The sequence below is a fragment of the Pseudarthrobacter sp. B907 genome, assembly GCF_040137805.1.
GTDB lineage: Bacteria > Actinomycetota > Actinomycetes > Actinomycetales > Micrococcaceae > Arthrobacter.
The window spans coordinates 39,976-61,014 of sequence record NZ_JBEEQE010000020.1; the positions used below are offsets into that span (position 1 = coordinate 39,976).

General features: G+C 67.3%; 22 protein-coding genes and 1 riboswitch. Of the genes, 17 read left to right on the plus strand and 5 right to left on the minus strand.

Annotation, left to right across the window (positions count from 1 at the left end):
* Positions 1 to 2: 2 nt before the first annotated feature.
* Positions 3 to 88: riboswitch (ZMP/ZTP riboswitch) on the plus strand.
* A gap of 169 nt (positions 89 to 257) precedes the next feature.
* The 11 genes from glyA to ABLI39_RS15460 all read left to right on the plus strand — a co-directional run bounded on the left by glyA (position 258) and on the right by ABLI39_RS15460 (position 10,149).
* Positions 258 to 1,559 carry a serine hydroxymethyltransferase gene (gene glyA / locus ABLI39_RS15410; protein WP_349414339.1) on the plus strand — a complete coding sequence of 434 codons (1,302 nt, stop codon included), beginning with the start codon at positions 258 to 260 and terminating at the stop codon, positions 1,557 to 1,559.
* A gap of 4 nt (positions 1,560 to 1,563) precedes the next feature.
* On the plus strand, positions 1,564 to 2,508 hold the full coding sequence (locus ABLI39_RS15415; RefSeq protein WP_349414340.1) for a bifunctional methylenetetrahydrofolate dehydrogenase/methenyltetrahydrofolate cyclohydrolase: 945 nt from the start codon (positions 1,564 to 1,566) through the stop codon (positions 2,506 to 2,508).
* A 180-nt stretch (positions 2,509 to 2,688) separates the two neighbouring features.
* Positions 2,689 to 3,639: an ABC transporter ATP-binding protein gene (locus ABLI39_RS15420; RefSeq protein ID WP_349414341.1), complete on the plus strand. Its 951-nt coding sequence runs from the start codon at positions 2,689 to 2,691 to the stop codon at positions 3,637 to 3,639.
* Complete coding sequence (locus tag ABLI39_RS15425) at positions 3,632 to 4,483, plus strand: ABC transporter permease (RefSeq protein ID WP_349414342.1); 852 nt, start codon at positions 3,632 to 3,634, stop codon at positions 4,481 to 4,483. The genes ABLI39_RS15420 and ABLI39_RS15425 overlap by 8 nt, the downstream gene beginning before the upstream one ends.
* The gene (locus tag ABLI39_RS15430) at positions 4,480 to 5,340 is read left to right on the plus strand and encodes an ABC transporter permease (RefSeq protein WP_349414343.1); all 861 of its coding nucleotides are present in this window, start codon (positions 4,480 to 4,482) and stop codon (positions 5,338 to 5,340) included. The genes ABLI39_RS15425 and ABLI39_RS15430 overlap by 4 nt, the downstream gene beginning before the upstream one ends.
* 50 nt (positions 5,341 to 5,390) lie before the next feature.
* Positions 5,391 to 5,747, plus strand: a complete 357-nt coding sequence (locus ABLI39_RS15435; RefSeq protein ID WP_349414344.1) for a VOC family protein — start codon at positions 5,391 to 5,393, stop codon at positions 5,745 to 5,747.
* A 69-nt stretch (positions 5,748 to 5,816) separates the two neighbouring features.
* Entirely contained in the window at positions 5,817 to 6,389 is a 573-nt protein-coding gene (locus ABLI39_RS15440) for a hypothetical protein (RefSeq protein WP_349414345.1), read from the plus strand.
* A 10-nt stretch (positions 6,390 to 6,399) separates the two neighbouring features.
* Positions 6,400 to 7,233 carry an exodeoxyribonuclease III gene (locus tag ABLI39_RS15445; protein ID WP_349414346.1) on the plus strand — a complete coding sequence of 278 codons (834 nt, stop codon included), beginning with the start codon at positions 6,400 to 6,402 and terminating at the stop codon, positions 7,231 to 7,233.
* A 16-nt stretch (positions 7,234 to 7,249) separates the two neighbouring features.
* Positions 7,250 to 8,359 carry a tryptophan--tRNA ligase gene (gene trpS, locus ABLI39_RS15450; protein WP_349414347.1) on the plus strand — a complete coding sequence of 370 codons (1,110 nt, stop codon included), beginning with the start codon at positions 7,250 to 7,252 and terminating at the stop codon, positions 8,357 to 8,359.
* Between the two features lie 4 nt (positions 8,360 to 8,363).
* A complete protein-coding gene (locus tag ABLI39_RS15455; RefSeq protein ID WP_349414348.1) occupies positions 8,364 to 9,041 on the plus strand; it encodes a 2'-5' RNA ligase family protein in 678 nt (225 codons plus the stop codon).
* Positions 8,986 to 10,149, plus strand: coding sequence for a YihY/virulence factor BrkB family protein (locus ABLI39_RS15460; protein ID WP_349414349.1), 1,164 nt, complete (start codon positions 8,986 to 8,988; stop codon positions 10,147 to 10,149). Before ABLI39_RS15455 ends, ABLI39_RS15460 begins: the two co-directional genes overlap by 56 nt.
* Here ABLI39_RS15460 and ABLI39_RS15465 read toward each other — a convergent pair.
* From ABLI39_RS15465 to sdhC, 5 genes are all read right to left on the minus strand, one after another.
* The gene (locus ABLI39_RS15465; protein ID WP_349414350.1) at positions 10,106 to 10,876 is read right to left on the minus strand and encodes an alpha/beta hydrolase family protein; all 771 of its coding nucleotides are present in this window, start codon (positions 10,874 to 10,876) and stop codon (positions 10,106 to 10,108) included. The two genes, ABLI39_RS15460 and ABLI39_RS15465, sit on opposite strands and share 44 nt — an antisense overlap.
* 98 nt (positions 10,877 to 10,974) lie before the next feature.
* Positions 10,975 to 11,757 carry a succinate dehydrogenase iron-sulfur subunit gene (locus tag ABLI39_RS15470; RefSeq protein WP_138770016.1) on the minus strand — a complete coding sequence of 261 codons (783 nt, stop codon included), beginning with the start codon at positions 11,755 to 11,757 and terminating at the stop codon, positions 10,975 to 10,977.
* Between the two features lies 1 nt (position 11,758).
* On the minus strand, positions 11,759 to 13,558 hold the full coding sequence (gene sdhA / locus ABLI39_RS15475; protein ID WP_349414351.1) for a succinate dehydrogenase flavoprotein subunit: 1,800 nt from the start codon (positions 13,556 to 13,558) through the stop codon (positions 11,759 to 11,761).
* A 119-nt stretch (positions 13,559 to 13,677) separates the two neighbouring features.
* A complete protein-coding gene (locus tag ABLI39_RS15480) occupies positions 13,678 to 14,142 on the minus strand; it encodes a succinate dehydrogenase hydrophobic membrane anchor subunit (RefSeq protein WP_138770014.1) in 465 nt (154 codons plus the stop codon).
* Positions 14,143 to 14,145: 3 nt separating this feature from the next.
* Entirely contained in the window at positions 14,146 to 14,526 is a 381-nt protein-coding gene (gene sdhC, locus ABLI39_RS15485; RefSeq protein ID WP_138770013.1) for a succinate dehydrogenase, cytochrome b556 subunit, read from the minus strand.
* Positions 14,527 to 14,818: 292 nt separating this feature from the next.
* On the opposite strand from sdhC, the gene ABLI39_RS15490 reads away from it, so the two are divergent.
* From ABLI39_RS15490 to ABLI39_RS15515, 6 genes are all read left to right on the plus strand, one after another.
* Entirely contained in the window at positions 14,819 to 15,976 is a 1,158-nt protein-coding gene (locus ABLI39_RS15490) for a mannose-1-phosphate guanylyltransferase (RefSeq protein ID WP_349414352.1), read from the plus strand.
* A gap of 112 nt (positions 15,977 to 16,088) precedes the next feature.
* A complete protein-coding gene (locus ABLI39_RS15495; RefSeq protein WP_349414353.1) occupies positions 16,089 to 17,288 on the plus strand; it encodes an amidohydrolase in 1,200 nt (399 codons plus the stop codon).
* A 205-nt stretch (positions 17,289 to 17,493) separates the two neighbouring features.
* Positions 17,494 to 17,886, plus strand: a complete 393-nt coding sequence (locus ABLI39_RS15500; RefSeq protein WP_349414374.1) for a MarR family winged helix-turn-helix transcriptional regulator — start codon at positions 17,494 to 17,496, stop codon at positions 17,884 to 17,886.
* 57 nt (positions 17,887 to 17,943) lie between these two features.
* Positions 17,944 to 18,375, plus strand: a complete 432-nt coding sequence (locus ABLI39_RS15505) for an organic hydroperoxide resistance protein (protein ID WP_349414354.1) — start codon at positions 17,944 to 17,946, stop codon at positions 18,373 to 18,375.
* Entirely contained in the window at positions 18,372 to 19,397 is a 1,026-nt protein-coding gene (locus tag ABLI39_RS15510; RefSeq protein ID WP_349414355.1) for an NADP-dependent oxidoreductase, read from the plus strand. The genes ABLI39_RS15505 and ABLI39_RS15510 overlap by 4 nt, the downstream gene beginning before the upstream one ends.
* Positions 19,398 to 19,710: 313 nt before the next feature.
* Positions 19,711 to 20,823: a BMP family lipoprotein gene (locus ABLI39_RS15515; protein WP_349414356.1), complete on the plus strand. Its 1,113-nt coding sequence runs from the start codon at positions 19,711 to 19,713 to the stop codon at positions 20,821 to 20,823.
* Positions 20,824 to 21,039 lie beyond the last annotated feature (216 nt).

The following is a 21,039-nucleotide window of genomic DNA, read 5'->3' on the forward strand; positions in this document are numbered from 1 at the left end:
GCTGGACGCGTCGCAACTGGCGTTGGGTGGGTAACCACCAGGGAGCGGCACGCACGCAGACCACGGATCGTACGCCTGGGCCGAGGGTCACGTTTTTCCGGTTGGCAGCCCGCTGCCGGCCCGCCGACGGTATCCCTGAGGGGTGCCGCGCCCGCAGTCCGGCCCCGTTTTTGGGAGCCGTAATTTTGCGGCGCTGCCGCGGGCCAGCCGGTAACCTGACCTTAAAGCAGTGACCGTTGCCAAGCCAGGAGTTCTTCGTGACTACTTCCCTTCGCCTTTCCTCAGCAGCCGTGAGCAACCAGCCCCTTGCTGAACTCGATCCCGAAATCGCCGCCGTCCTGGCCCAGGAGCTCGGCCGCCAGCGCGGCACCCTGGAAATGATCGCCTCCGAAAACTTCGCGCCGCGCGCCGTCATGGAGGCGCAGGGCTCCGTCCTGACCAACAAGTACGCCGAGGGCTACCCTGGCCGCCGCTACTACGGCGGCTGCGAGTACGTCGACGTCGCCGAGCAGCTTGCGATCGACCGGGTCAAGGAGCTCTTCGGCGCGGAGTTCGCCAACGTCCAGCCGCACTCCGGTGCGCAGGCCAACGCCGCCGCGCTGTCCGCCATGATCACCCCCGGGGACAAGATCCTGGGCCTCTCGCTGGCCCACGGCGGCCACCTCACGCATGGCATGAAGCTGAACTTCTCCGGCAAGCTCTACGAGGTTGCCGCCTACCAGGTCGAGGAAGGCAGCTTCCGGGTCGACATGGACAAGCTGAGGGCCCAGGCCATCGCCGAAAAGCCGCAGGTCATCATCGCCGGCTGGTCCGCATACCCCCGCCACCTCGACTTCGAGGCCTTCCGCTCGATCGCGGATGAGGTCGGCGCGCTGCTCTGGACCGACATGGCGCACTTCGCCGGTCTCGTCGCCGCCGGGCTGCACCCGAGTCCGGTCCCGTACTCCGACGTCGTCACCTCCACCGTGCACAAAACCCTCGCGGGCCCCCGCTCCGGCGTCATCCTGGCCAAGCAGGAGTGGGCCAAGAAGATCAACTCCAACGTGTTCCCCGGCCAGCAGGGCGGACCCCTGATGCACGTGATCGCGGCCAAGGCCGTGGCCTTCAAGATCGCCGGCACCGAGGAATTCAAGGAGCGCCAGGAACGCGTCCTGGAAGGCGCCCGGATCATCGCGGACCGGCTCAACCAGTCCGACCTGTCCGACGCCGGCGTCTCCGTCCTCACCGGCGGCACCGACGTGCACCTGGTCCTGGTGGACCTGCGCAACTCCCAGCTGGACGGCCAGCAGGCCGAGGACCTCCTGCACTCGGTGGGCATCACGGTCAACCGCAACGCCGTGCCGTTCGACCCGCGCCCGCCGATGGTCACCTCCGGGCTGCGCATCGGCACCCCGGCCCTGGCCACCCGCGGCTTCGGCGCCAAGGAATTCACCGAGGTGGCCGAGATTATTGCCACCGCGCTGAAGGCGGGCGCCGCGACCGACGTCGAGGACCTCCAGGCGCGCGTGGACAAGCTCGCCGAGGACTTCCCGCTGTACCCGCAGCACGAGCAGTGGTGATTCGATGACAGCCACTGATTCCCAGACTTCGGAATCCGCACAGACCCAGGCGCAGGCCGCCCGGATCCTCGACGGCAAGGCCACCGCCGCCGCGATCAAGGCCGAACTGACCGAACGCGTCGCCGCGCTCAAGGCCAAGGGGATCGTCCCGGGCCTGGGCACCATCCTGGTCGGCTCGGACCCGGGCAGCACCTGGTACGTGGGCGGCAAGCACAAGGACTGCGCCGAGGTGGGCATCACCTCGATCCGCCGCGACCTGCCGGAAGAGACCACGCAGGACGAACTCCTGGCGGTGGTGCGGGAGCTCAATGAGAACCCGGAGTGCACCGGCTACATTGTCCAGCTCCCGCTGCCGAAGCACATCGACCAGGATGTCATCCTGGAGGCCATGGACCCGGAGAAGGACGCCGACGGCCTGCACCCGATGAACCTCGGCCGGCTGGTCGCCAACGTCAACTCTCCGATGAAGTCGCCGCTGCCCTGCACACCCAAGGGTTGTGTGGAGCTCCTGACCCGGCACGGCATCAGCCTTAGCGGTAAACGCGTCCTCGTGGTGGGCCGCGGCGTCACCATCGGCCGTCCGGTGGGCCTGCTGCTGACCCGCAAGGACGTCAACGCCACCGTTATCCTCGCCCACACCGGCACCGTGGACCTGCCCGCCGAACTCCGGCAGGCCGACGTCGTGATTGCCGCGGCCGGCCAGCCGCACATGATCAAGGCCGCGGACCTCAAGCCCGGGGCGATTGTGCTCGACGTCGGCGTCAGCCGCGTCGACGACGGCAGCGGCAAGGCCGTGGTCACCGGCGACGTGGACCCCGCCGCAGCCGACGTCGCCGCCTGGCTCTCGCCGAACCCCGGGGGAGTGGGGCCGATGACCCGAGCCATGCTGCTGGCGAACGTGGTGGAAACCGCCGAACGCCACCTGGAAAGTTCACGCGCCACTGCCTAGGGCCGCGGGTGTGTAGCCGGCGCAGGGGCGCCCCTCCTCAGGGAGCGGGCGCCCCTGCGCCGTTAAGCATCATCACGAATTGGCAAACGTCTTGATATTTTTACGAAAAGACTCTTTCATAGTTTGCCGGGATGGACTACCGTGTTCCGGGTGTCTGAACTTGTCTCGAAAGAAGCTCTCGTGAGCAGCCCCGCCGAAAGCGGCGAACCGCAGTACGTCATCACCGCCGAAAACCTCACCAAAACCTACGGCGACGTCACCGCCGTCGACGGCATTTCCTTCCGCGTGCCGGCCGGTGAAGCCTTCGGACTGCTCGGCCCCAACGGCGCTGGCAAGTCCACCACGATGAAAATGATCGGCGGGGTCGCGCAGCGCACCTCCGGCAGCCTGAGCATCATGGGTCTGGACCCGGAGCAGCACGGCCCGGAAGTTCGCGCCCACCTGGGAGTGGTGCCGCAGCAGGACAACCTGGACGAGGAACTCAAAGTCAGGGACAACCTGCTGGTCTACGGCCGCTACTTTGGCCTGCCGATGAGCTACCTCAAGCCCAAGGCCGATGAGCTGCTGGAGTTCGCGCAGCTGACGGACAAGGCCAAGTCCAAGGTGGACGCGCTCTCCGGCGGCATGAAGCGCCGCCTCACGATTGCCCGCTCCCTCATCAACGAGCCCCGGATTCTGCTCCTGGACGAACCCACCACCGGCCTGGACCCGCAGGCCCGGCACATCCTCTGGGACCGGCTGTTCCGGCTCAAGGAGCAGGGCGTCACCCTGATCCTGACCACCCACTACATGGACGAGGCCGAGCAGCTCTGCGACCGCCTGATCGTGGTGGACAAGGGCAAGATCATGGCCGAGGGTTCCCCCGCGAGCCTGATCCGCGACTACTCCACCCGCGAGGTCCTCGAGTTGCGTTTCGGCTCCGAGCGCAACGCCACCGTCGCCGCCGAGCTCGAAGGCATCGGCGAACGGATCGAAACCCTGCCGGACCGCGTCCTCATCTATGCCCACGACGGCGAAGCCGCCCTGGAGCAGGTCTCGGACCGCGGACTTCGCCCCGTCACCTCGCTGGTGCGCCGCTCCTCGCTGGAGGATGTCTTCCTGCGCCTGACCGGCCGGAGCCTCGTTGACTAGTCCGGAGACGACGGCGGCGCCCGCCCTGCGCGCGCACTCGCCGGCCGTCTCAGCAGCCCGCGCCCGCCGCTGGGGGGCCTTCTACTACGCCGAGCAGGTCCTGCGGGTGATGAAGGGCTACGGCTGGACCATCGTGATGTACGGCGTGGGCCAGCCGGTCGCCTACCTCTTCGCGATGGGCGTGGGCCTGGCCACCCTCGTGGACACCAACTCCACCTCGGTCTTCGGCGGCGTCAGCTACCTGACGTTCATCGCCCCCGCGCTGCTGATTTCCGCCGCCGTGATGACCGCCGCGAACGAATTCACCTTCCCGGTGATGGACGGCTTCAAATGGCGCCGGGTCTATTACGGCCCGCACGCCTCGCCGCTGACGCCGGAACAGATCGCCGCCGGGCAGATCATCGCCGTCACCATCCGGTTCGTGCTGCAGTCCGCGATCTACTTCGGCGTCGTGGCCCTGTTCGGGGCCTCCCCGGGGGCCTGGGGCTGGGTCTCCATCCTGGTGGCCACCCTGGCCGGGCTGTCCTTCGGCCTGCCGCTGATGGCCTACGCCGCCACGGTCACCACCGACAAGGGCCAGTTCGCCATGGTGATGCGTTTCATCGTGATGCCGCTGTTCCTGTTCTCCGGCACCTTCTTCCCGCTGGACACGCTGCCCCTGGCGGTCCGCTGGATCGGCTGGATCTCGCCGATCTGGCACGGCACCGAACTGGGCCGCGTCGTCAGCTACGGCTACGAGGAAGCGCCGCTGCTCACCCTGGTCCACATCGTCTTCCTGGTCGGCCTCGCCGTCATCGGCTGGGTCCTGAGCCGGCGCCTGTTCGCCAAAAGGATGGCATCATGAGCCTGCTCGCCGGACACCACGATTCGGGACACCCAGCCGACGGCCACAGCGTCACCGAGGCCGCCCGCAACCGCCCCTTCGGCCCGCTCTACTCACGCAACGTGCGCGCCGTCGTCGCCCGCGGGCTGATGGCCACCAAAAGCAGCAACTGGATGGTCATGGTCTCGGGTTTCTTCGAACCCGTGCTCTACCTGATCTCGATGGGCGTGGGCCTCGGGGTGATCGTCGGATCCGTCCAGGGCCCGGGCGGCCAGGAGATCAGCTACGCCGCGTACATCGCCCCGGCGCTGCTGGCGGTCTCGGCGATGAACGGGGCCGTCTACGACTCCACGTGGAACGTCTTCTTCAAGATGAACTTCTCCAAGCTCTACCAGGGGATGCTCTACACCTCCCTGGGGCCGATCGACGTCGCGATGGGTGAGATCTTCCTCGCCCTGCTCCGCGGTGCCATGTATGCCACCGGTTTCACCGCCGTGATGGGCGTGATGGGGCTGATCACCACCCCGTGGGCCATCGTGATGATCCCGGCCTCGGTCCTGATTGCCTTCGGGTTTGCCAGCTTCGGGATGGGCATCACCAGCTTTATGAAGACCTTCCAGCAGATGGACTGGATCAACTTCGTGATGCTGCCGATGTTCCTCTTCAGCGCGACTTTCTATCCGCTGGCCGTGTACCCGCAGTGGATCCAGTGGCTGATCCAGGCGATGCCGCTGTGGCACGGGGTGGAACTGCTGCGCCAGATCAGCGTGGGCGTGTTCACCCCGGCCACCGCGGTGCACATCGGCTACTACCTCGTCATGATCGTCCTCGGCGTCGCGCTCACCACCGGCCGGCTCCGCCGGCTGTTCCTGAAGTAACCGGCGGTCACGGCCACCACCTGAGACACCCCGTAGCTAAGGAGAACCCCATGATCGGACGCTGGCACGCCCTCGTCATCGACTGCGAGCAGCCGGACACGGCCGCGGCGTTTTACCAGGAGCTGCTCGGCATGATCCGGGTCCAGGAGGACGCGGACTGGATCTCGATCGGCGACGCCGCCGACCGCCCCGCCCTGGCCTTCCAGCGGGTCGACCGGTTGGTCCGGCCGCAGTGGCCCGATGCCGAGCACCCGCAGCAGATGCACGTCGACGTGATGGTGCCGGACCTGGACGCCGCCGAGGCGCAGGTGCTGAAGCTCGGCGCAACGAACATGTTCGCCGGCGGCAAGGCCTTCCGGGTCTACACCGACCCCAGCGGCCACCCGTTCTGCCTGGTCCGCTCCTGAGGATGCGCGCACCGTTCGCCCGGGGTGGAAGCGCCGCCCGGCGCCCGGCCGGTTTGCGATAATAGGCTCATGCGATCACTGGGCAACCCCACCTCCAAGCCGTCCGCGTTCACTGCCGCCACCGGAAAGTTCTCGATGTTCCGCATCGGCGGACTCGGGATGACGGTCTTTATCATCGCCTTCCTCGTGGCGGTCATCTTCGCGGCGAACCAGAACGACGTCGTGGGCTGGGTTGTGGCCGTCATCGCCGCGTTCTGGCTCGCGCTGGCAGCCTTTGTGGTGTTCAGCATCCAGCGGGCCGCGAAGAGGGCCGGAGCCAAGCTCAACGAGGCGCAGAACGCGTTCAACTCGGCGGTGGGCCGGGCGCCGTCGTCCGGCAGTGCCGACCACGGCGGCACGCGCCTGGTGGGGGACCGCCGCGAGGCGGACGACATCCGCGACATGAAGCTGGACCACTCCTTCAAAATTGTGCAGGTGCAGGTCCGCGTGGTGGAGCAGGAACGGGCCAAGGGCGAGGCCTCGGACCAGGACACCATCCGCCGTGCGCTGGAGACCATCGAGATCACGGCCACCAATGCCCGGGACATGATCAAGACCGGGGGCGGCTCCGACGAGCCCGTCAGCGGAACCATCATCGACTAGAGTGGAGCGGGTGAGCTCGGCATTGAAGAAGGACCACCTTCGCATCGCATCGGTCAACGTCAACGGCCTCCGCGCCGCCTACAAAAAGGGCATGGCGGAGTGGCTGGCGCCGCGGGACGTGGACATCCTCTGCCTGCAGGAGGTCCGCGCGCCTGACGCGATCGTCCATGAGCTGCTCGGCGAGGGCTGGCACATCCTGCACGCCGAGGCCGAAGCCAAGGGCCGTGCCGGTGTCGCCGTCGCCTCCCGCGCCGAACCCGTCGCCACCCGCACCGGCATCGGCGACGACTACTTCGCCACCGCCGGCCGCTGGGTCGAGGCCGACTACATCGTCCGTGACGCCGCGGGCGAGGCCTCCCAGCTGACCGTGGCCAGCGCCTACGTCCACTCCGGGGAAGCCGGCACGCCGAAGCAGGACGACAAGTTCCGCTTCCTGGACATGATGGCGACCCGGCTGCCGGAACTGGCCAAGCACAGCGACCACGCCCTCGTGGTGGGCGACCTCAACGTCGGCCACACGGAGCTGGACATCAAGAACTGGAAGGGCAACGTCAAGCGTGCCGGCTTCCTGCCCGAGGAGCGCGCCTATTTCGACCGCTTCTTCGGCGAGGAAATCGGCTGGAAGGATGTTCACAGGGGCCTGGCGGGTACCGTCGACGGCCCCTACACTTGGTGGTCGCAGAGGGGACAGGCGTTCGACAACGACAGCGGCTGGCGCATTGATTACCACATGGCCACGCCCGCTCTCGCCGCTGCAGCGGTGTCGGCAGTTGTCGACCGGGCGCCGTCCTGGGACACCCGCTTCTCCGACCATGCCCCGCTGGTAGTGGACTACCGGCTCTAGCCAAAAGGTTCCCCTGATGACTTCTCCTTCCACCGCGCCGACCGTGGCAGTCGCCGACGCCGACGCCGCCCTCTCGGCCGCCGGCCGGACCCCCGCCGTCGCCGGCACCAGACACCGCATCCTCTCGGGCATGCAGCCGTCCGCGGACTCCCTGCACCTGGGCAACTACCTGGGTGCCCTGGTGAACTGGGTCCGGATGCAGGACGAATACGACGCCGTGTTCTTCATCCCGGACCTGCACGCCATCACGGTTCCGCAGGACCCGGCCGAACTCGCCCACCGCACCCGGGTCACCGCCGCGCAGTACATTGCCGGCGGCGTCGACGTGGACAAGTGCACGCTCTTCGTCCAGTCCCAGGTCCCCGAGCACGCCCAGCTGGCCTGGGTGCTCAACTGCATCACCGGCTTCGGCGAGGCCTCCCGGATGACCCAGTTCAAGGACAAGGCCCTGAAGCAGGGGTCCGACCAGGCCAGCGTCGGGCTGTTCACCTACCCGATCCTGCAGGCCGCGGACATCCTGCTGTACCAGCCGCACGGCGTACCGGTCGGCGAGGACCAGCGCCAGCACGTGGAGCTGAGCCGGGACCTGGCGCAGCGCTTCAACACCCGCTTCGGGGAGACGTTCACAGTCCCGCAGCCCTTCATCCAGAAGGAATCGGCCAAGATCTACGACCTGCAGAACCCGACGGCGAAGATGTCCAAGTCCGCGGAGTCCCCGGCGGGCCTGATCAACCTGCTGGACGAGCCGAAGGTGATTGCCAAGCGGATCAAGTCCGCCGTGACGGACGCGGAAACCGAAATCCGTTTCGACCGCGAGGCCAAGCCAGGCGTCTCCAACCTGCTGACGATCTACTCGGCCATCACCGGCCAGAGCGTTGACCAGCTCGTGGCAGCGTACGAGGGCAAGATGTACGGCCACCTCAAGGTGGACCTGGCCGAAGCGGTCACCGCGCACCTCTCGCCGATCCGGGACCGCGCCAACGAGCTGCTCGCCGACCCCGCGGAGCTCGACCGGCTGCTCGCCGTGGGGGCGGACAAGGCCCGGGAGATCGCCTCGGTAACGCTGAAGGACGTGTACGCCAAAGTCGGCTTCCTGCCCTACGCCGGAACCCGGGGAGTCCACTAGCGCAATGTCCTTCGTCAGCAAAGTCACCGCCAGCGACACCGGACGCGCCACCCACCTCAGCGCGCGCAAGGGTTCGGCCGCCGCCCCCCACAAGGGCACGGCGTCCGGCAACGGGCAGACCCCGGACGAGGGCATCAGCATCGGCGTCATCCTGGGCTTCCCGCCGGAAATCGCCGAGGAACTGCAGCGCTGGCGGGCCTCCTTCGGGGATCCGATGGCCGCGACGGTGCCGGCGCACATCACGCTCGTGACCACCACCATGACGCAGGACTGGGAGGCCACGCGCAGCCACGTCCGTGAGGTGGCGCGCCGGCAGGAGCCGTTCACCGTGACGATCGCGGGCACCGGCTCCTTCCGGCCGGTCTCGCCGGTGGTCTTCCTGAACGTGGAGGCCGGCTTCGGCGAGTGCGTCAACCTGCACCGCCGGCTGCAGGCCGGGCCGTTGGAACGCGAACTGCCTTTCGCCTACCACCCGCACGTGACGGTGGCCCACGACGTGGCCCCGGAAAGCCTCGACGAGGCCGAAACGGTGCTCAAGGATTACAGGGCCAGCTTCCCGGTGGCTAGCATGGGACTCTACGAGCACGACGACAACGGCATCTGGCAGCTACGGGAAGAGCTTGACTTTGGCACCGAATCTGACGACCACCGAGGCGCGGCCGGCCCAGCGGGGGCCCGCTGACCCTCCCCTTCCCACCGAACTGGCCCGGCTGCGGCTGGAAGTGAGCCGGAAACGGGTCGACTGGAGCAAGGCCAGCCGCTCCCCGGGCGGCGGCCTGGCCGCGCCGCTGGCGATGGTCCAGTGGCTGCTCGCCCGGCTCAACGCCTTCCGGCCGATGCGGTCCTTCCAGCATTACAACCTGCAGCACGGCCCGCTGATGAGCGCCGGCATCGGGTTCAACATGTTCTTCTCCATCACCGGCCTGCTGGCCACCGGCTTCTCCGTGGCCGGGCTGCTGCTCCGCGGCCAGCCCGCCTTGCTGGACCGGGTGGTCGGCAGCGTCGCGACGAGCGCCCCCGGCCTGCTCAAGGTTGACGGCCGCGAGGGGCTGGTGGATCCGCAGGAGCTGCTGAACCCCAACGGCCTGGGCTGGACTGCCGTGATTGCCGCCGTCGTGACCGTGGTGACGTCGCTGGGCTGGATCGCGGGCCTGCGCGACGGCCTGCGCGGGGTGCTGCGCCTCGGGCCACTGAAGATGAACCCGATCCTGCTGAAACTGCACGACGTCGGCACCCTGCTGCTGCTCGGCGTCGCGCTGGTGATCAGCGCCGGCGCCTCGCTGGTGTTCGGCACTGCCGCCGGCTGGGTGGCCGAACAGCTCAAACTGGACCCGCTGGTGGCCGGCCCGCTGACCACGTCGATCAAGATCGCCGTGCCGCTGGTGCTGGGCTGGGTGACCGCGCTGATTATGTTCCGGCTCGCCGGCGGGCTGAAACTGCAGCGCCGGTCCCTGCTGGAGGGAACCATCCTCGCCGCCGTGGGCACCAGCATCCTGCAGATCTTCAGCGCCGAACTGCTCGCCAGCGCCGGCCGGAACCCGATCCTCGCGCCGTTCGCGATCATCATCGGCCTGCTCATCTGGTTCAACCTGGTCAGCCAGGTCTACCTCGTCTCGGCCGCGTGGTCCGCGGTCCGCGAGGAGGACCTGAAATCGGCGCCGTCGGCAAAGACGGTCGGCTGGGGCGCCCGCCAGGTGCAGCCGGGAAAGACCCCGGCCGAGCCGCGGGCACGCCGCCGCCCGGCCGCTAGCTTCCGGCGTCGAGGTACTGATCGGCCCACGCCGAAATAATCTTCGCGGCGCGGGCGGCCTGGCCCTTGCCCGTGAGCAGGTGGTCGGAGCCCTCGAGCGAGACGAAGCTGCGCGGGTGCCGCGCGGTCTGGAAGATGCTGCTGGCATTCTCGATGCCCACCGTGTTGTCGGTGGGGGAGTGCAGCACCATCAGCGGCTTGTGCAGCTGCCGGATGCAGTCGGTCAGGTCCGCGTTTTCCAGGTCCTCCACGAAGTGCCGCCGGATCTCCACCCGCTTGCCGCCGAGGTCCACCTCGGCGCTGCCCTCGCTCAGGATCCGGTCCAGTGCCGCGTCAAAGACGTGGGCCACGTGCTTGGGCGAGAACGGGGCGCCGACGGTGGCGACGGCGTCGAGCTCCGGAATCTGCCGCGCGGCGGACAGGACGGCGGCGCCGCCGAAGGAGTGCCCGACCAGCAGCGAGACGGGCCGGCCGGAGTCGCGCATGAACTCGGCGGCCTTCACGGTGTCCGCCACCTTGTGGCTGAAGGAACCCTCCGACCAGTGCCCGGCGGACTCGCCCAGGCCGAGGTTGTCGAAGCGGAGCATGCCCACGCCGTTGTCCGCCAGCGCCTTGCACATCCGCGAGGCTGAGGGGCTGTCCTTGCCCAGGGTGAAGCCGTGCGAGAACACGCCCCAGCCTTTCACCGGCCCCTCGGGGAGGTCGATGACGCCGGAGAGCAGATCGCCGGTGGAACCTTCGAAGGAGACTTTCTCGGAGCGGGACACGGGGGCCTTTCGATCAGGGGGCTTACGACGACGGCGCCCCCACCGGAAAGGTGGGAGGCGCCGTCGTCGTGGTGCGGAACTGCAGGTGAAACGGGGTGCTAGATCTTGCGGGCCAGGATGGCCTGCTTGACCTCGGCGATGGCCTGCGTGACCTGGATGCCGCGGGGGCAGGCCTCGGTGCAGTTGAAGGTGGTGCGGCAGCGCCACACGCCTTCCTTGTCGTTGAGGATCTCCAGGCGCATATCGCCGGCGTCATCGCGGGAATCGAAGATGAAGCGGTGCGCATTGACGATCGCGGCCGGCCCGAAGTACTGGCCGTCGGTCCAGAACACCGGGCAGGACGAGGTGCACGCGGCGCACAGGATGCACTTGGTGGTGTCGTCGAACCGCTCGCGGTCCTCGGCGGACTGCAGGCGTTCCTTGGTGGGCTCGTGGCCGCGGTTGATCAGGAAGGGCATGACCTCGCGGAAGGACTGGAAAAACGGCTCCATGTCCACGATCAGGTCCTTCTCCACCGGGAGGCCCTTGATCGGCTCGACCGTGATCGGCTTGGACGTGTCCAGGTCCTTGAGCAGGGTCTTGCAGGCGAGACGGTTGCGGCCGTTGATGCGCATGGCATCGGAACCGCAGACGCCGTGGGCGCAGGAGCGGCGGAAGGAGACGCTGCCGTCGATTTCCCATTTGACCTTGTGCAGGGCATCCAGGACGCGGTCGGTGCCGTACATGGTGACGTGGAAGTCGTCCCAGGTGGACTCGTCGGAGACCTCGGGGTTGTAGCGGCGCACCCGCAGGTGGACGTCGAAGGACGGGATGTCCCCGCCGCCGCCGACGCCGGCGGGCAGTTCGATCTTGGAGGCTGGCTCAGCGAGTTCAGCGGTCATCTTAGTACTTCCTCACCATCGGCTCGTAGCGCGTAAAGACCACCGGTTTGGTGGCAAGCCGGATGCCGGCAATCGACTCGGCGGAACCATCCGCCGGTGCGTGGTCATCCTTGTACGCCATGGAGTGCTTCATGAATTTTTCGTCGTCGCGCTCGGGGAAGTCCTCGCGGAAGTGTCCGCCGCGGGATTCCTCGCGGTGCAGGGCAGCCACGGTCATGACCTTGGCGAGCTCCAGCAGGAAGCCGAGCTCCACGGCCTCGAGCAGTTCCAGGTTGAAGCGCTTGCCCTTGTCCTGGACGCTGATGCGCTGGTACCGCTCCTCGAAGGAAGCGATGTCCTTCAGGACCTGGTTCAGCGTCTCGGCGGTGCGGAACACCTGCATGTTGGCGTCCATGGTGTCCTGCAGCTCCTTGCGGATCTGGGCCACCTTCTCGGTGCCGTCCGAGGTGCGGACGTGCTCGAGCAGGTTCAGCGTGTAGGCCTCGGGATCGGCAGGCAGTTCGACAAAGTCCGCGGTCTTGGCGTACTCCGCGGCGGCAATACCGGCGCGCTTGCCGAAGACGTTGATGTCCAGCAGCGAGTTGGTGCCCAGACGGTTGGACCCGTGCACCGAGACACAGGCAACCTCGCCGGCGGCGTAGAGGCCGGGGACAACGGTGTCGTTGTCCTGCAGGACCTCGGCGCTGATGTTGGTGGGGATGCCGCCCATGGCGTAGTGCGCCGTCGGGAAGACCGGAACCGGCTCCGTGTACGGCTCCACACCCAGGTAGGTGCGGGCGAACTCGGTGATATCCGGCAGCTTGGCGTCGATGTGGGCCGGCTCGAGGTGCGTCAGGTCCAGCAGGACGTAGTCCTTGTTCGGGCCGCAGCCGCGGCCCTCGCGGACCTCGTTGGCCATCGAACGGGCCACGATGTCACGCGGGGCGAGGTCCTTGATGGTGGGGGCGTAGCGCTCCATAAAGCGCTCGCCCTCGGAGTTGCGCAGGATAGCGCCTTCGCCGCGGGCGGCCTCGGAGAGCAGGATGCCCAGGCCGGCGAGGCCGGTCGGGTGGAACTGGAAGAACTCCATGTCCTCCAGCGGGATGCCGCGGCGGAACGCGATGCCCATGCCGTCGCCGGTCAGGGTGTGGGCGTTGGAGGTGGTCTTGAAGACCTTGCCGGCGCCGCCGGAGGCGAAGACCACGGACTTGGCCTGGAAGACGTGCAGTTCGCCGGAGGCGAGGTCGTAGGAGACGACGCCGGCGACGCGCTTCTGCTTGTACGGGGTGCCGTCCTCGCGGACTGCGTCTTCCTCGACGGTCAGCAGGTCGAGCACGTAGTACTCGTTGTAGAACTCCACGTTGTGCTTGACGCAGTTTTGGTACAGGGTCTGCAGGATCATGTGGCCGGTGCGGTCCGCGGCGTAGCAGGCGCGGCGGACCGGAGCCTTGCCGTGGTCGCGGGTGTGGCCGCCGAAGCGGCGCTGGTCAATGCGGCCCTCGGGCGTGCGGTTGAACGGCAGGCCCATCTTTTCCAGGTCCAGGACGGCGTCGATCGCTTCCTTCGCCATGACCTCGGCGGCGTCCTGGTCCACCAGGTAGTCGCCGCCCTTGATGGTGTCGAAGGTGTGCCACTCCCAGTTGTCTTCCTCGACGTTGGCCAGGGCTGCACACATGCCGCCCTGCGCCGCGCCGGTGTGGGAGCGCGTGGGATAAAGCTTGGTCAGTACCGCTGTGCGCGCGCGCTGACCGGACTCGATCGCGGCGCGCATGCCAGCGCCACCGGCACCGACAATGACGACGTCGTACTTATGGACCTGCATACCAGATGCTCTTTCTCTCAAAATTCGCTGTAAAACACCGCCGGCGGAGCCTGCGCAGTGAACTGCTGATCCTTGCTCCGTGCGGGCAGACGAGGATCAGTGCCCGAAGGCAGGGGCCGCTACGGGGCGGGGCAGAACCCGCCGGGCAGCTGCACGCCGTCAACCACGGGGCACGGGTTGAAGGTGAAGATCACCAGGGTGCCGAGGATGATGATGGCTGCGGCGGCCGCGTAGAGCACGATCTTCAGCCAGAGGCGCGTCGCGTCCTTTTCGGCGTAGTCATTGATGATCGTACGCACGCCGTTGGTGCCGTGCAGCATGGCCAGCCAGAGCATGGCCAGGTCCCAGACCTGCCAGAACGGGTCGGCCCACTTGCCGGCGACGAAACCGAAGTCGATGGCGTGGATACCTTCGCCCACCAGCAGGTTGACGGTCAGGTGGCCGAAGATCAGGACCACGAGGACGACGCCGGAAAGCCGCATGAAGAGCCAGGCCAGCATCTCGAAGTTGCCCTTGGAGGAGCCGTTGCGGCGGTACTGCGGTGCAATCCTGCCGCTACGGGGACTCTGAATGGTTGCAGTCATGGCTTAGTGACCTCCAAAGGCGAGGGACAGGTGGCGGATGGAGAAGCCGACCATGACGACGACCCACAGGGCCAGGACCGTCCACAGCATCTGGCGCTGGTACTTCGCGCCCTTCTTCCAGAAGTCGACGGCGATGATCCGCAGGCCGTTGAAGGCGTGGAACACGATCGCTGCGACAAGGCCCGTTTCACCCAGGGCCATAAGGGGGTTCTTGTAGGCACCGATCACGGCGGTGTAGGCCTCGGGGGACACACGCACCAATGAGGTGTCCAGCACATGGACCAACAAGAAGAAAAAGATCACTACACCGGTAACGCGATGTCCAACCCAAGACCACATGCCTTCACGGCCGCGGTACAAGGTGCCAGCTGGTTTTGTCGGCACTGAATAAACCTCCCTGCAACACAGCGGCGCTGGCATGGGATCCACGCGGGGGGAACGCCTGCTGCGAGAGCACTCGTAAGCTCAAGCCTAAATCTAGGCTTCGCTCTCAGCTTATTCAATTCAGCGGATCGATGGTGACGGCACCCGGTGCGGTTTTTGACCGCTTTTGAGACGAACGCCACATCCGCCGGCGTCGGACGCGGATTGGCGGGCGGTCCCGACTGCGCATCCGGCACGCGTGCCCCACGCGTGCCCCGGGGCGAACGGGCGGCGTTCGGCTAAAGTAGCCCTGATGACTACAGACAAAATGACCAGCACCGACTCCCTCCAGGGCGTTGCGGCGGACTCCCCGCTCGACCGCTTTATTGCGGTGATTCCCGCCGGCGGAGTGGGGACCCGGCTCTGGCCGCTGTCCCGGGCCGCAGCCCCCAAGTTCCTGCACGACCTCACGGGGTCCGGCAGCACCCTGCTGCGCGCCACCTACGACCGCCTTGAACCCCTCGCCGGCAGCCGCGTTCTGGTCGTCACCGGAACCGCGCACCGCGAGGCCGTCTGCCGCCAACTGCCCGAGGTGGCCGAGGCGGACCTGGTCCTGGAGAACGAGCCCAAGGATTCCGGCGCGGCCATCGGACTCGCCGCCGCCATCCTGTACGAGCGCGACCCGGACACCATCATGGGCTCCTTCGCCGCCGACCAGGTCATCAGCCCCGACGAGCTGTTCCAGGACGCCGTCCGCGAGGCCATCCACACCGCGGCCACAGGCAAGATCGTCACGATCGGCATCAAGCCCACCCACCCCTCCACCGGGTTCGGCTACATCCGCGCCGGCGACAAACTCAGTGTGCCCGGGGCCCCGAGCGCCCACACCGTCGTCGAGTTCGTCGAGAAGCCCAGCGAGGAAGTCGCCCAGCAGTACCTGGACAGCGGCGAGTACGTCTGGAACGCCGGGATGTTCGTGGCACCGGTCTCGCTCATGCTCAAGCACCTGGAAGCCAACCAGCCGGAACTGTTCGCCGGCCTGCAGGAAATCGCCAAAGCCTGGGACACCCCGTTGCGCGACGAGGTCACCTCCCGCGTCTGGCCCACCTTGCCAAAGATCGCCATCGACTACGCGGTCGCCGAGCCGGCCGCCGCCGCCGGGGACGTCGCCGTGGTGCCCGGCACCTTCGGCTGGGACGACGTCGGGGACTTTGCCTCCGTGGGCCGCCTCAACAGCGCCAAGGAAGTCGACGACGTCACCGTGATCGGCGAGGGCGCCCGTGTCTTCACCGAAAACGCCAGCGGCGTCGTGGTCACCGACACCAAACGCGTGATCGCCCTGATCGGCATCAAGGACGTGGTGATCGTGGATACCCCGGATGCGCTGCTGGTGACCACGAAGGCGAACTCCCAGCGGGTCAAGGCCGCGGTGGACGCGCTCAAGGCCAGCGGCGACACGGACGTGCTCTAGTCCGTTTCCAGGGTTGGCGAAGGTGCGCTGACCGGGGACACGACGCTGTCCGGGAACCGTAACGCGCCGTCGGCGATGCCGCTATTTTTTGGACTCTCGCTACAGTGATTGTGTGCGCAATTACACTACTGAAGCTGAGCCAACCACCCTGGTGGGCCCGTGGCTGGAGCCACTGCTGCCGGAGCTGATCGCCTTCCGCCGCGACCTGCATGCGCACCCGGAGCTGTCCTTCAAAGAGTTCCGCACCACCGACAAGCTCGCCAGGCGGCTCGAGGCCGCCGGGCTGAAGCCCCGCCGGCTCGAGGGCACCGGGCTGACGGTCGACGTCGGCGAGGGGCCGATCGCGACGGCGCTGCGCGGCGACATCGACGCGCTGCCCATCATCGAAGAGACCGGGCTGGAGTTCGCGTCCAAGAACCACGGCGTGACACACGCCTGCGGGCACGACGTCCACACCACCACGATGCTGGGCATCGCCCTGGTCCTGCAGCAGATGCACGAGACCTCGCCGCTGGGCGGCACGGTGCGGATCATCTTCCAGCCCGCCGAGGAGACCATGCCCGGCGGCGCGCACGCCTGCATCGAGCAGGGTGTGCTGGAGGGGGTGCCCAGGATCCTGGCGCTGCACTGCGACCCGCGGATCGAGGTGGGCAAGATCGGCACCCGGATCGGCGCCATCACCTCGGCGTCGGACACCATCAAGATTGAACTCACCGGCCGGGGCGGCCACACCTCGCGCCCGCACCTGACCGAGGAACTGGTCTTCGCCCTCGCCCAGATCGCCATCAACGTCCCGGCCGTGCTGTCCCGCCGCGTCGACGTCCGCAGCGGCGTCTCAGTGGTGTGGGGACACATCTCGGCCGGCTCAGCCCCGAACGCCATCCCGGCGAGCGGCTACATGGCCGGCACCATGCGCTGCCTGGACCGCGAGGCCTGGCACAGCGCCGGAGAGATCCTCGACGAGGTCGTGCAGCAGATCGCCGCGCCCTACGGCGTCGACGTCCACCTGGAACACACCCGCGGAGTGCCGCCGGTGGTGAACTCCGAACACGAAACCGCGCTGATCGAGGCCGCAGCCCGGGCCGAGATCGGCGAGGGCTCGGTGGTGCTGACGCCGCAGTCGATGGGCGGGGAGGACTTTGCCTGGTTCCTCGCCGACCTGCCCGGGGCGATGATGCGCCTCGGCACCAAGACCCCCGGCGGCGAAGAGTACGACCTGCACCGCGGCGACTACATCCTGGACGAACGCGCCTTGGGCCTCGGCATCCAGGTGCTCACCGCCGCCGCACTCCGCACCCTCCGCGACCTCTAACCCGCGCACGTACACATGAGGCCCGAAATCCCCGCGATTTCGGGCCTCAAGTGTACGCCCGGGCCCCCGTTCCGGTGATTAAATTGTGCACAACTAAATTGTGGGTTATTGTTTTAGCGTGACCGAAACCGTTCCCCCCGGGGCCGCCGAGCCCGACGCCCCCCGCCTCAACGCTCCCCGCCTTGACAGGCAGGTGTGTTTCGCCATGTACGCGGCGTCGCGGGCCGCCACAGCCGTCTATCGGCCCATGCTCGATGAGCTGGGCCTGACCTACCCGCAGTACCTCGTGATGATGGTGCTGTGGGAGGACCAGCCCCGCAGCGTCCGGGAACTCGGTGAGGAGCTGGGCCTCGATTCCGGCACCCTCTCGCCGCTGCTGAAGCGGCTTGAATCGCTCGGTTTCGTGGAACGGCGGCGGTCCGCGGCGGACGAGCGGCGCGTCGAGGTATTCCTGACGGCGGCCGGAACCTCGCTCAGCGCCCGAGCCACCGGAATCCCGCAGCGGCTCGCCGACGCCGCCGGGCTCTCCGGCCCCGAGCTCGACCAGCTCCGCGAGACCCTGGGCCGGCTCACCGCCGCCCTGCAGTCCGGCCGCTGACCCGCGCCGCTCGGCGCCACCCAATTTTCCCTGAATTTCCAACAGATCGGACCCCTGATGAAGACCCTCTACACGGCCGAGGCACTGGCCTCCGGCGAAGGACGCGACGGCAACGCCCAAAGCAGCGACGGCAAACTCAATGTGACGCTGGCCAGCCCGGTGGAACTGGGCGGTAACGGCGAAGGAACCAACCCGGAGCAGCTCTTCGCGGCCGGCTACGCCGCATGCTTCCACTCCGCCCTGCGGCTCGTGGCCCGCAAGGAAGGCGCCGACCTGACGGACTCGGCGGTGGCCGCCAAAATCCACTTCGGCGCGCTGGCGGATGGACCCGGCTACGGCCTCGCCGCCGAGCTCGAGATCGCCCTGCCGGCCGTCGACCGCGAAACCGCCGAAGCGCTCGTGGCCCGGGCCCACCAGATCTGCCCGTACTCCAACGCCACCCGAGGCAATATCACCGTAGACATCAAGATCCTGGAGGTCGCCGCATGAGCACCCAGAACACCACCCTTCCCGCCAGCACCCGTGAAATCCAGCTGGCATCGCGTCCGCATGGCCGCCCCGTGCCGGAAAACTTCCGCCTCGCCGAGTCGCCCCTGCCGGAACTGCGGGACGGCCAGGTCCTGGTCCGCAACCTCTACATCTCCGTGGACCCGTACATGCGCGGCCGGATGAACGACGTCAAATCCTACTCCGCGCCGTTCGCCCTCGACGCCGCCCTCGACGGCGGGGCGGTGGGCGAGGTGATCGCGTCCCGTTCGGCCGACCGCGCGGTGGGCGACACCGTCGTGCATCAGCTCGGCTGGCGGGAATACGCCGTCGTGGACGCCGCCGCCACCACACCGGCCCGCACCGACCTGGCGCCGGCGTCGGCCTTCCTGGGCGCGCTGGGAATGACCGGCCTGACGGCTTACGCGGGGCTTCTCAAGGTTGCCGAGTTCAAGCCCGGCGACGCCGTGTTCGTCTCCGGGGCGGCCGGAGCCGTGGGTTCCCTGGTGGGGCAGATCGCCAAGGCCATGGGCGCCTCGAGGGTGATCGGCAGTGCAGGCACGCCGGAAAAGGTCGCCCGGCTGCTGGAACTGGGCTTCGATGCCGCTTTCAACTACCACGACGGTCCGGTCCGGGACCTCTTGAAGGAGGCCGCGGGGGAGAAGGGCATCGACGTCTACTTCGACAACGTGGGCGGCGAGCACCTGGAGGCGGCCCTGTCGGTGCTCAACGTGGGCGGCCGCGTCGCCATGTGCGGCGCGATCGCGCAGTACAACTCCACCGAGCCGACGCCCGCCCCGCGAAACCTCATGCTGGCCATCGGCAAACAGCTGACCCTCCGGGGCTTCCTGGTCAACGGCCAGCGCCAGCACGCGGCCGAATTCGCCGGGAAGATGGCGGCCTGGCTGGCCGACGGCACGGTCCGCTACGACGAGACGATCGTGGACGGGCTGGAGAACGCGCCGCAGGCGTTTATGGACCTGCTGGACGGTGCCAATACCGGGAAGATGCTCGTCCGGCTCTGAGCAACCCGGGCGGCCGCCAGGCCGTCACCGCCGCGCTAACGTACCCGTGAGGCCCCGATTTCCAAGGATTTCGGGGCCTTACGTGTACGTTCGCGCCGTTGGGTACCGCTTGGTAACAAGTTCTCAACAATCTAGGAAACGGCTGTGAAGTGTGTTACTCGACGTGTTCCATGACACTAAAGTAGCTTCCATCAGTGCGCCTCGGCGCAGTGCTGCGAATCCGTCAGTGACAACAGTATTTCGGGGGAAAACCGGAAGCAGACACTCATTGAACTCCCGTCGTAGCGCCTATCTCTTTCTTCCTGGAGGAACTTTGAAGAACTCACTGCGCGCAACTCTTAAGCGCGGTTCAATGGCCGGCGTCGCCACCGCGGGTGCGGCCGCCCTGCTGCTCACCGGTTGCGGGGCTGCCCCGTCCTCGTCCGGCGCCTCAAGTTCAGCGACCAAATCGGACTACACCGCCTGCATGGTCTCCGACTCCGGTGGATTTGACGACAAGTCGTTCAACCAGTCCGGCTACGAGGGCCTGCAGAGCGCCGTGAAGGACCTCGGCATCCAGGAGAAGCACGTCCAGTCCAAGGCTGACACGGACTACGACCCCAACCTCCGCTCCATGGTCCAGCAGGGCTGCAAGCTCACCGTCACCGTCGGCTTCCTGCTCGGCGACGCCACGAAGTCCATCGCGACCGCCAACCCGAACAGCCACTTCGCGATCATCGACTACAACGACCCCGCGTTCCCCAAGAACGTCAAGCCGATCGTCTACAACACGGCCCAGGCTGCATTCCTGGCCGGCTACCTGGCAGCCGGCACCACCAAGACCGGCAAGGTCGCCACCTTCGGCGGCATCAACATCCCGACGGTCACCATCTTCATGGACGGCTTTGCCGACGGCGTGAAGTACTACAACCAGAAGAAGAGCAAGAACGTCCAGCTCATCGGCTGGGACAAGGACAAGCAGGACGGCACCTTCGTCGGTGACTTCAAGCAGGTCGACAAGGGCAAGGTTCTGACCCAGGGCTTCCTGGACCAGGGCGCCGACATCGTCCTGCCCGTGGCCGGACCCGTCGGAGGCGGCGCGGGCAGCGCGATACTTGACGCCAAGTCCAAGGGCAAAGACGCCAAGCTCATCTGGGTTGACTCGGACGGCTACCTGACTGCTCCCGATTACAAGTCCGTGATCCTCTCCTCCGTCCAGAAGACGATGTCCACCGCCGTGGAAACGGTCATCAAGGACGACAAGGACGGTAAGTTCGACGCCACACCGTACGTCGGAACCCTCGAAAACGGCGGCGTGGCCCTGGCTCCGTTCCACGATCTCGATTCCGCTGTGCCGGCAGACCTGAAGAGCGAACTGGACCAGCTCAAGAAGGACATCATCTCCGGCACCGTCAAGGTCGAGTCGAAGTCCAGCCCGACTAAGTAAGCACAAACCGCGGGGCGCGCTGCCCTTCCGCCGTAACCTCGGCCGAAGGGCAGCGCGTTCTGTTTTGCTGACCTACCTGCCCTGCCCTGCCCAGGGACAGCCAGCAGCGGCCTGCCGGAACCCTTTTTGCCTGCAGCCTGCCCTGCCCAGGAACCACCCATGACACTAGGCTGGGATTACCCGCTGCCCTGCCGCCGACAGCGCGCCGGAGCAGAT

Excerpts from the sequence above, each read along its gene's own strand:
- ABLI39_RS15415 (WP_349414340.1), top strand. The coding sequence starts at position 1,564 with ATGACAGCCACTGATTCCCAGACTTCGGAATCCGCACAGACCCAGGCG.
- ABLI39_RS15430 (WP_349414343.1), top strand. The coding sequence starts at position 4,480 with ATGAGCCTGCTCGCCGGACACCACGATTCGGGACACCCAGCCGACGGC.
- ABLI39_RS15435 (WP_349414344.1), top strand. The coding sequence starts at position 5,391 with ATGATCGGACGCTGGCACGCCCTCGTCATCGACTGCGAGCAGCCGGAC.
- ABLI39_RS15440 (WP_349414345.1), top strand. The coding sequence starts at position 5,817 with ATGCGATCACTGGGCAACCCCACCTCCAAGCCGTCCGCGTTCACTGCC.
- trpS (WP_349414347.1), top strand. The coding sequence starts at position 7,250 with ATGACTTCTCCTTCCACCGCGCCGACCGTGGCAGTCGCCGACGCCGAC.
- ABLI39_RS15455 (WP_349414348.1), top strand. The coding sequence starts at position 8,364 with ATGTCCTTCGTCAGCAAAGTCACCGCCAGCGACACCGGACGCGCCACC.
- ABLI39_RS15470 (WP_138770016.1), bottom strand. The coding sequence starts at position 11,757 with ATGACCGCTGAACTCGCTGAGCCAGCCTCCAAGATCGAACTGCCCGCC.
- sdhA (WP_349414351.1), bottom strand. The coding sequence starts at position 13,558 with ATGCAGGTCCATAAGTACGACGTCGTCATTGTCGGTGCCGGTGGCGCT.
- ABLI39_RS15480 (WP_138770014.1), bottom strand. The coding sequence starts at position 14,142 with ATGACTGCAACCATTCAGAGTCCCCGTAGCGGCAGGATTGCACCGCAG.
- ABLI39_RS15490 (WP_349414352.1), top strand. The coding sequence starts at position 14,819 with ATGACTACAGACAAAATGACCAGCACCGACTCCCTCCAGGGCGTTGCG.
- ABLI39_RS15500 (WP_349414374.1), top strand. The coding sequence starts at position 17,494 with ATGTACGCGGCGTCGCGGGCCGCCACAGCCGTCTATCGGCCCATGCTC.
- ABLI39_RS15505 (WP_349414354.1), top strand. The coding sequence starts at position 17,944 with ATGAAGACCCTCTACACGGCCGAGGCACTGGCCTCCGGCGAAGGACGC.
- ABLI39_RS15510 (WP_349414355.1), top strand. The coding sequence starts at position 18,372 with ATGAGCACCCAGAACACCACCCTTCCCGCCAGCACCCGTGAAATCCAG.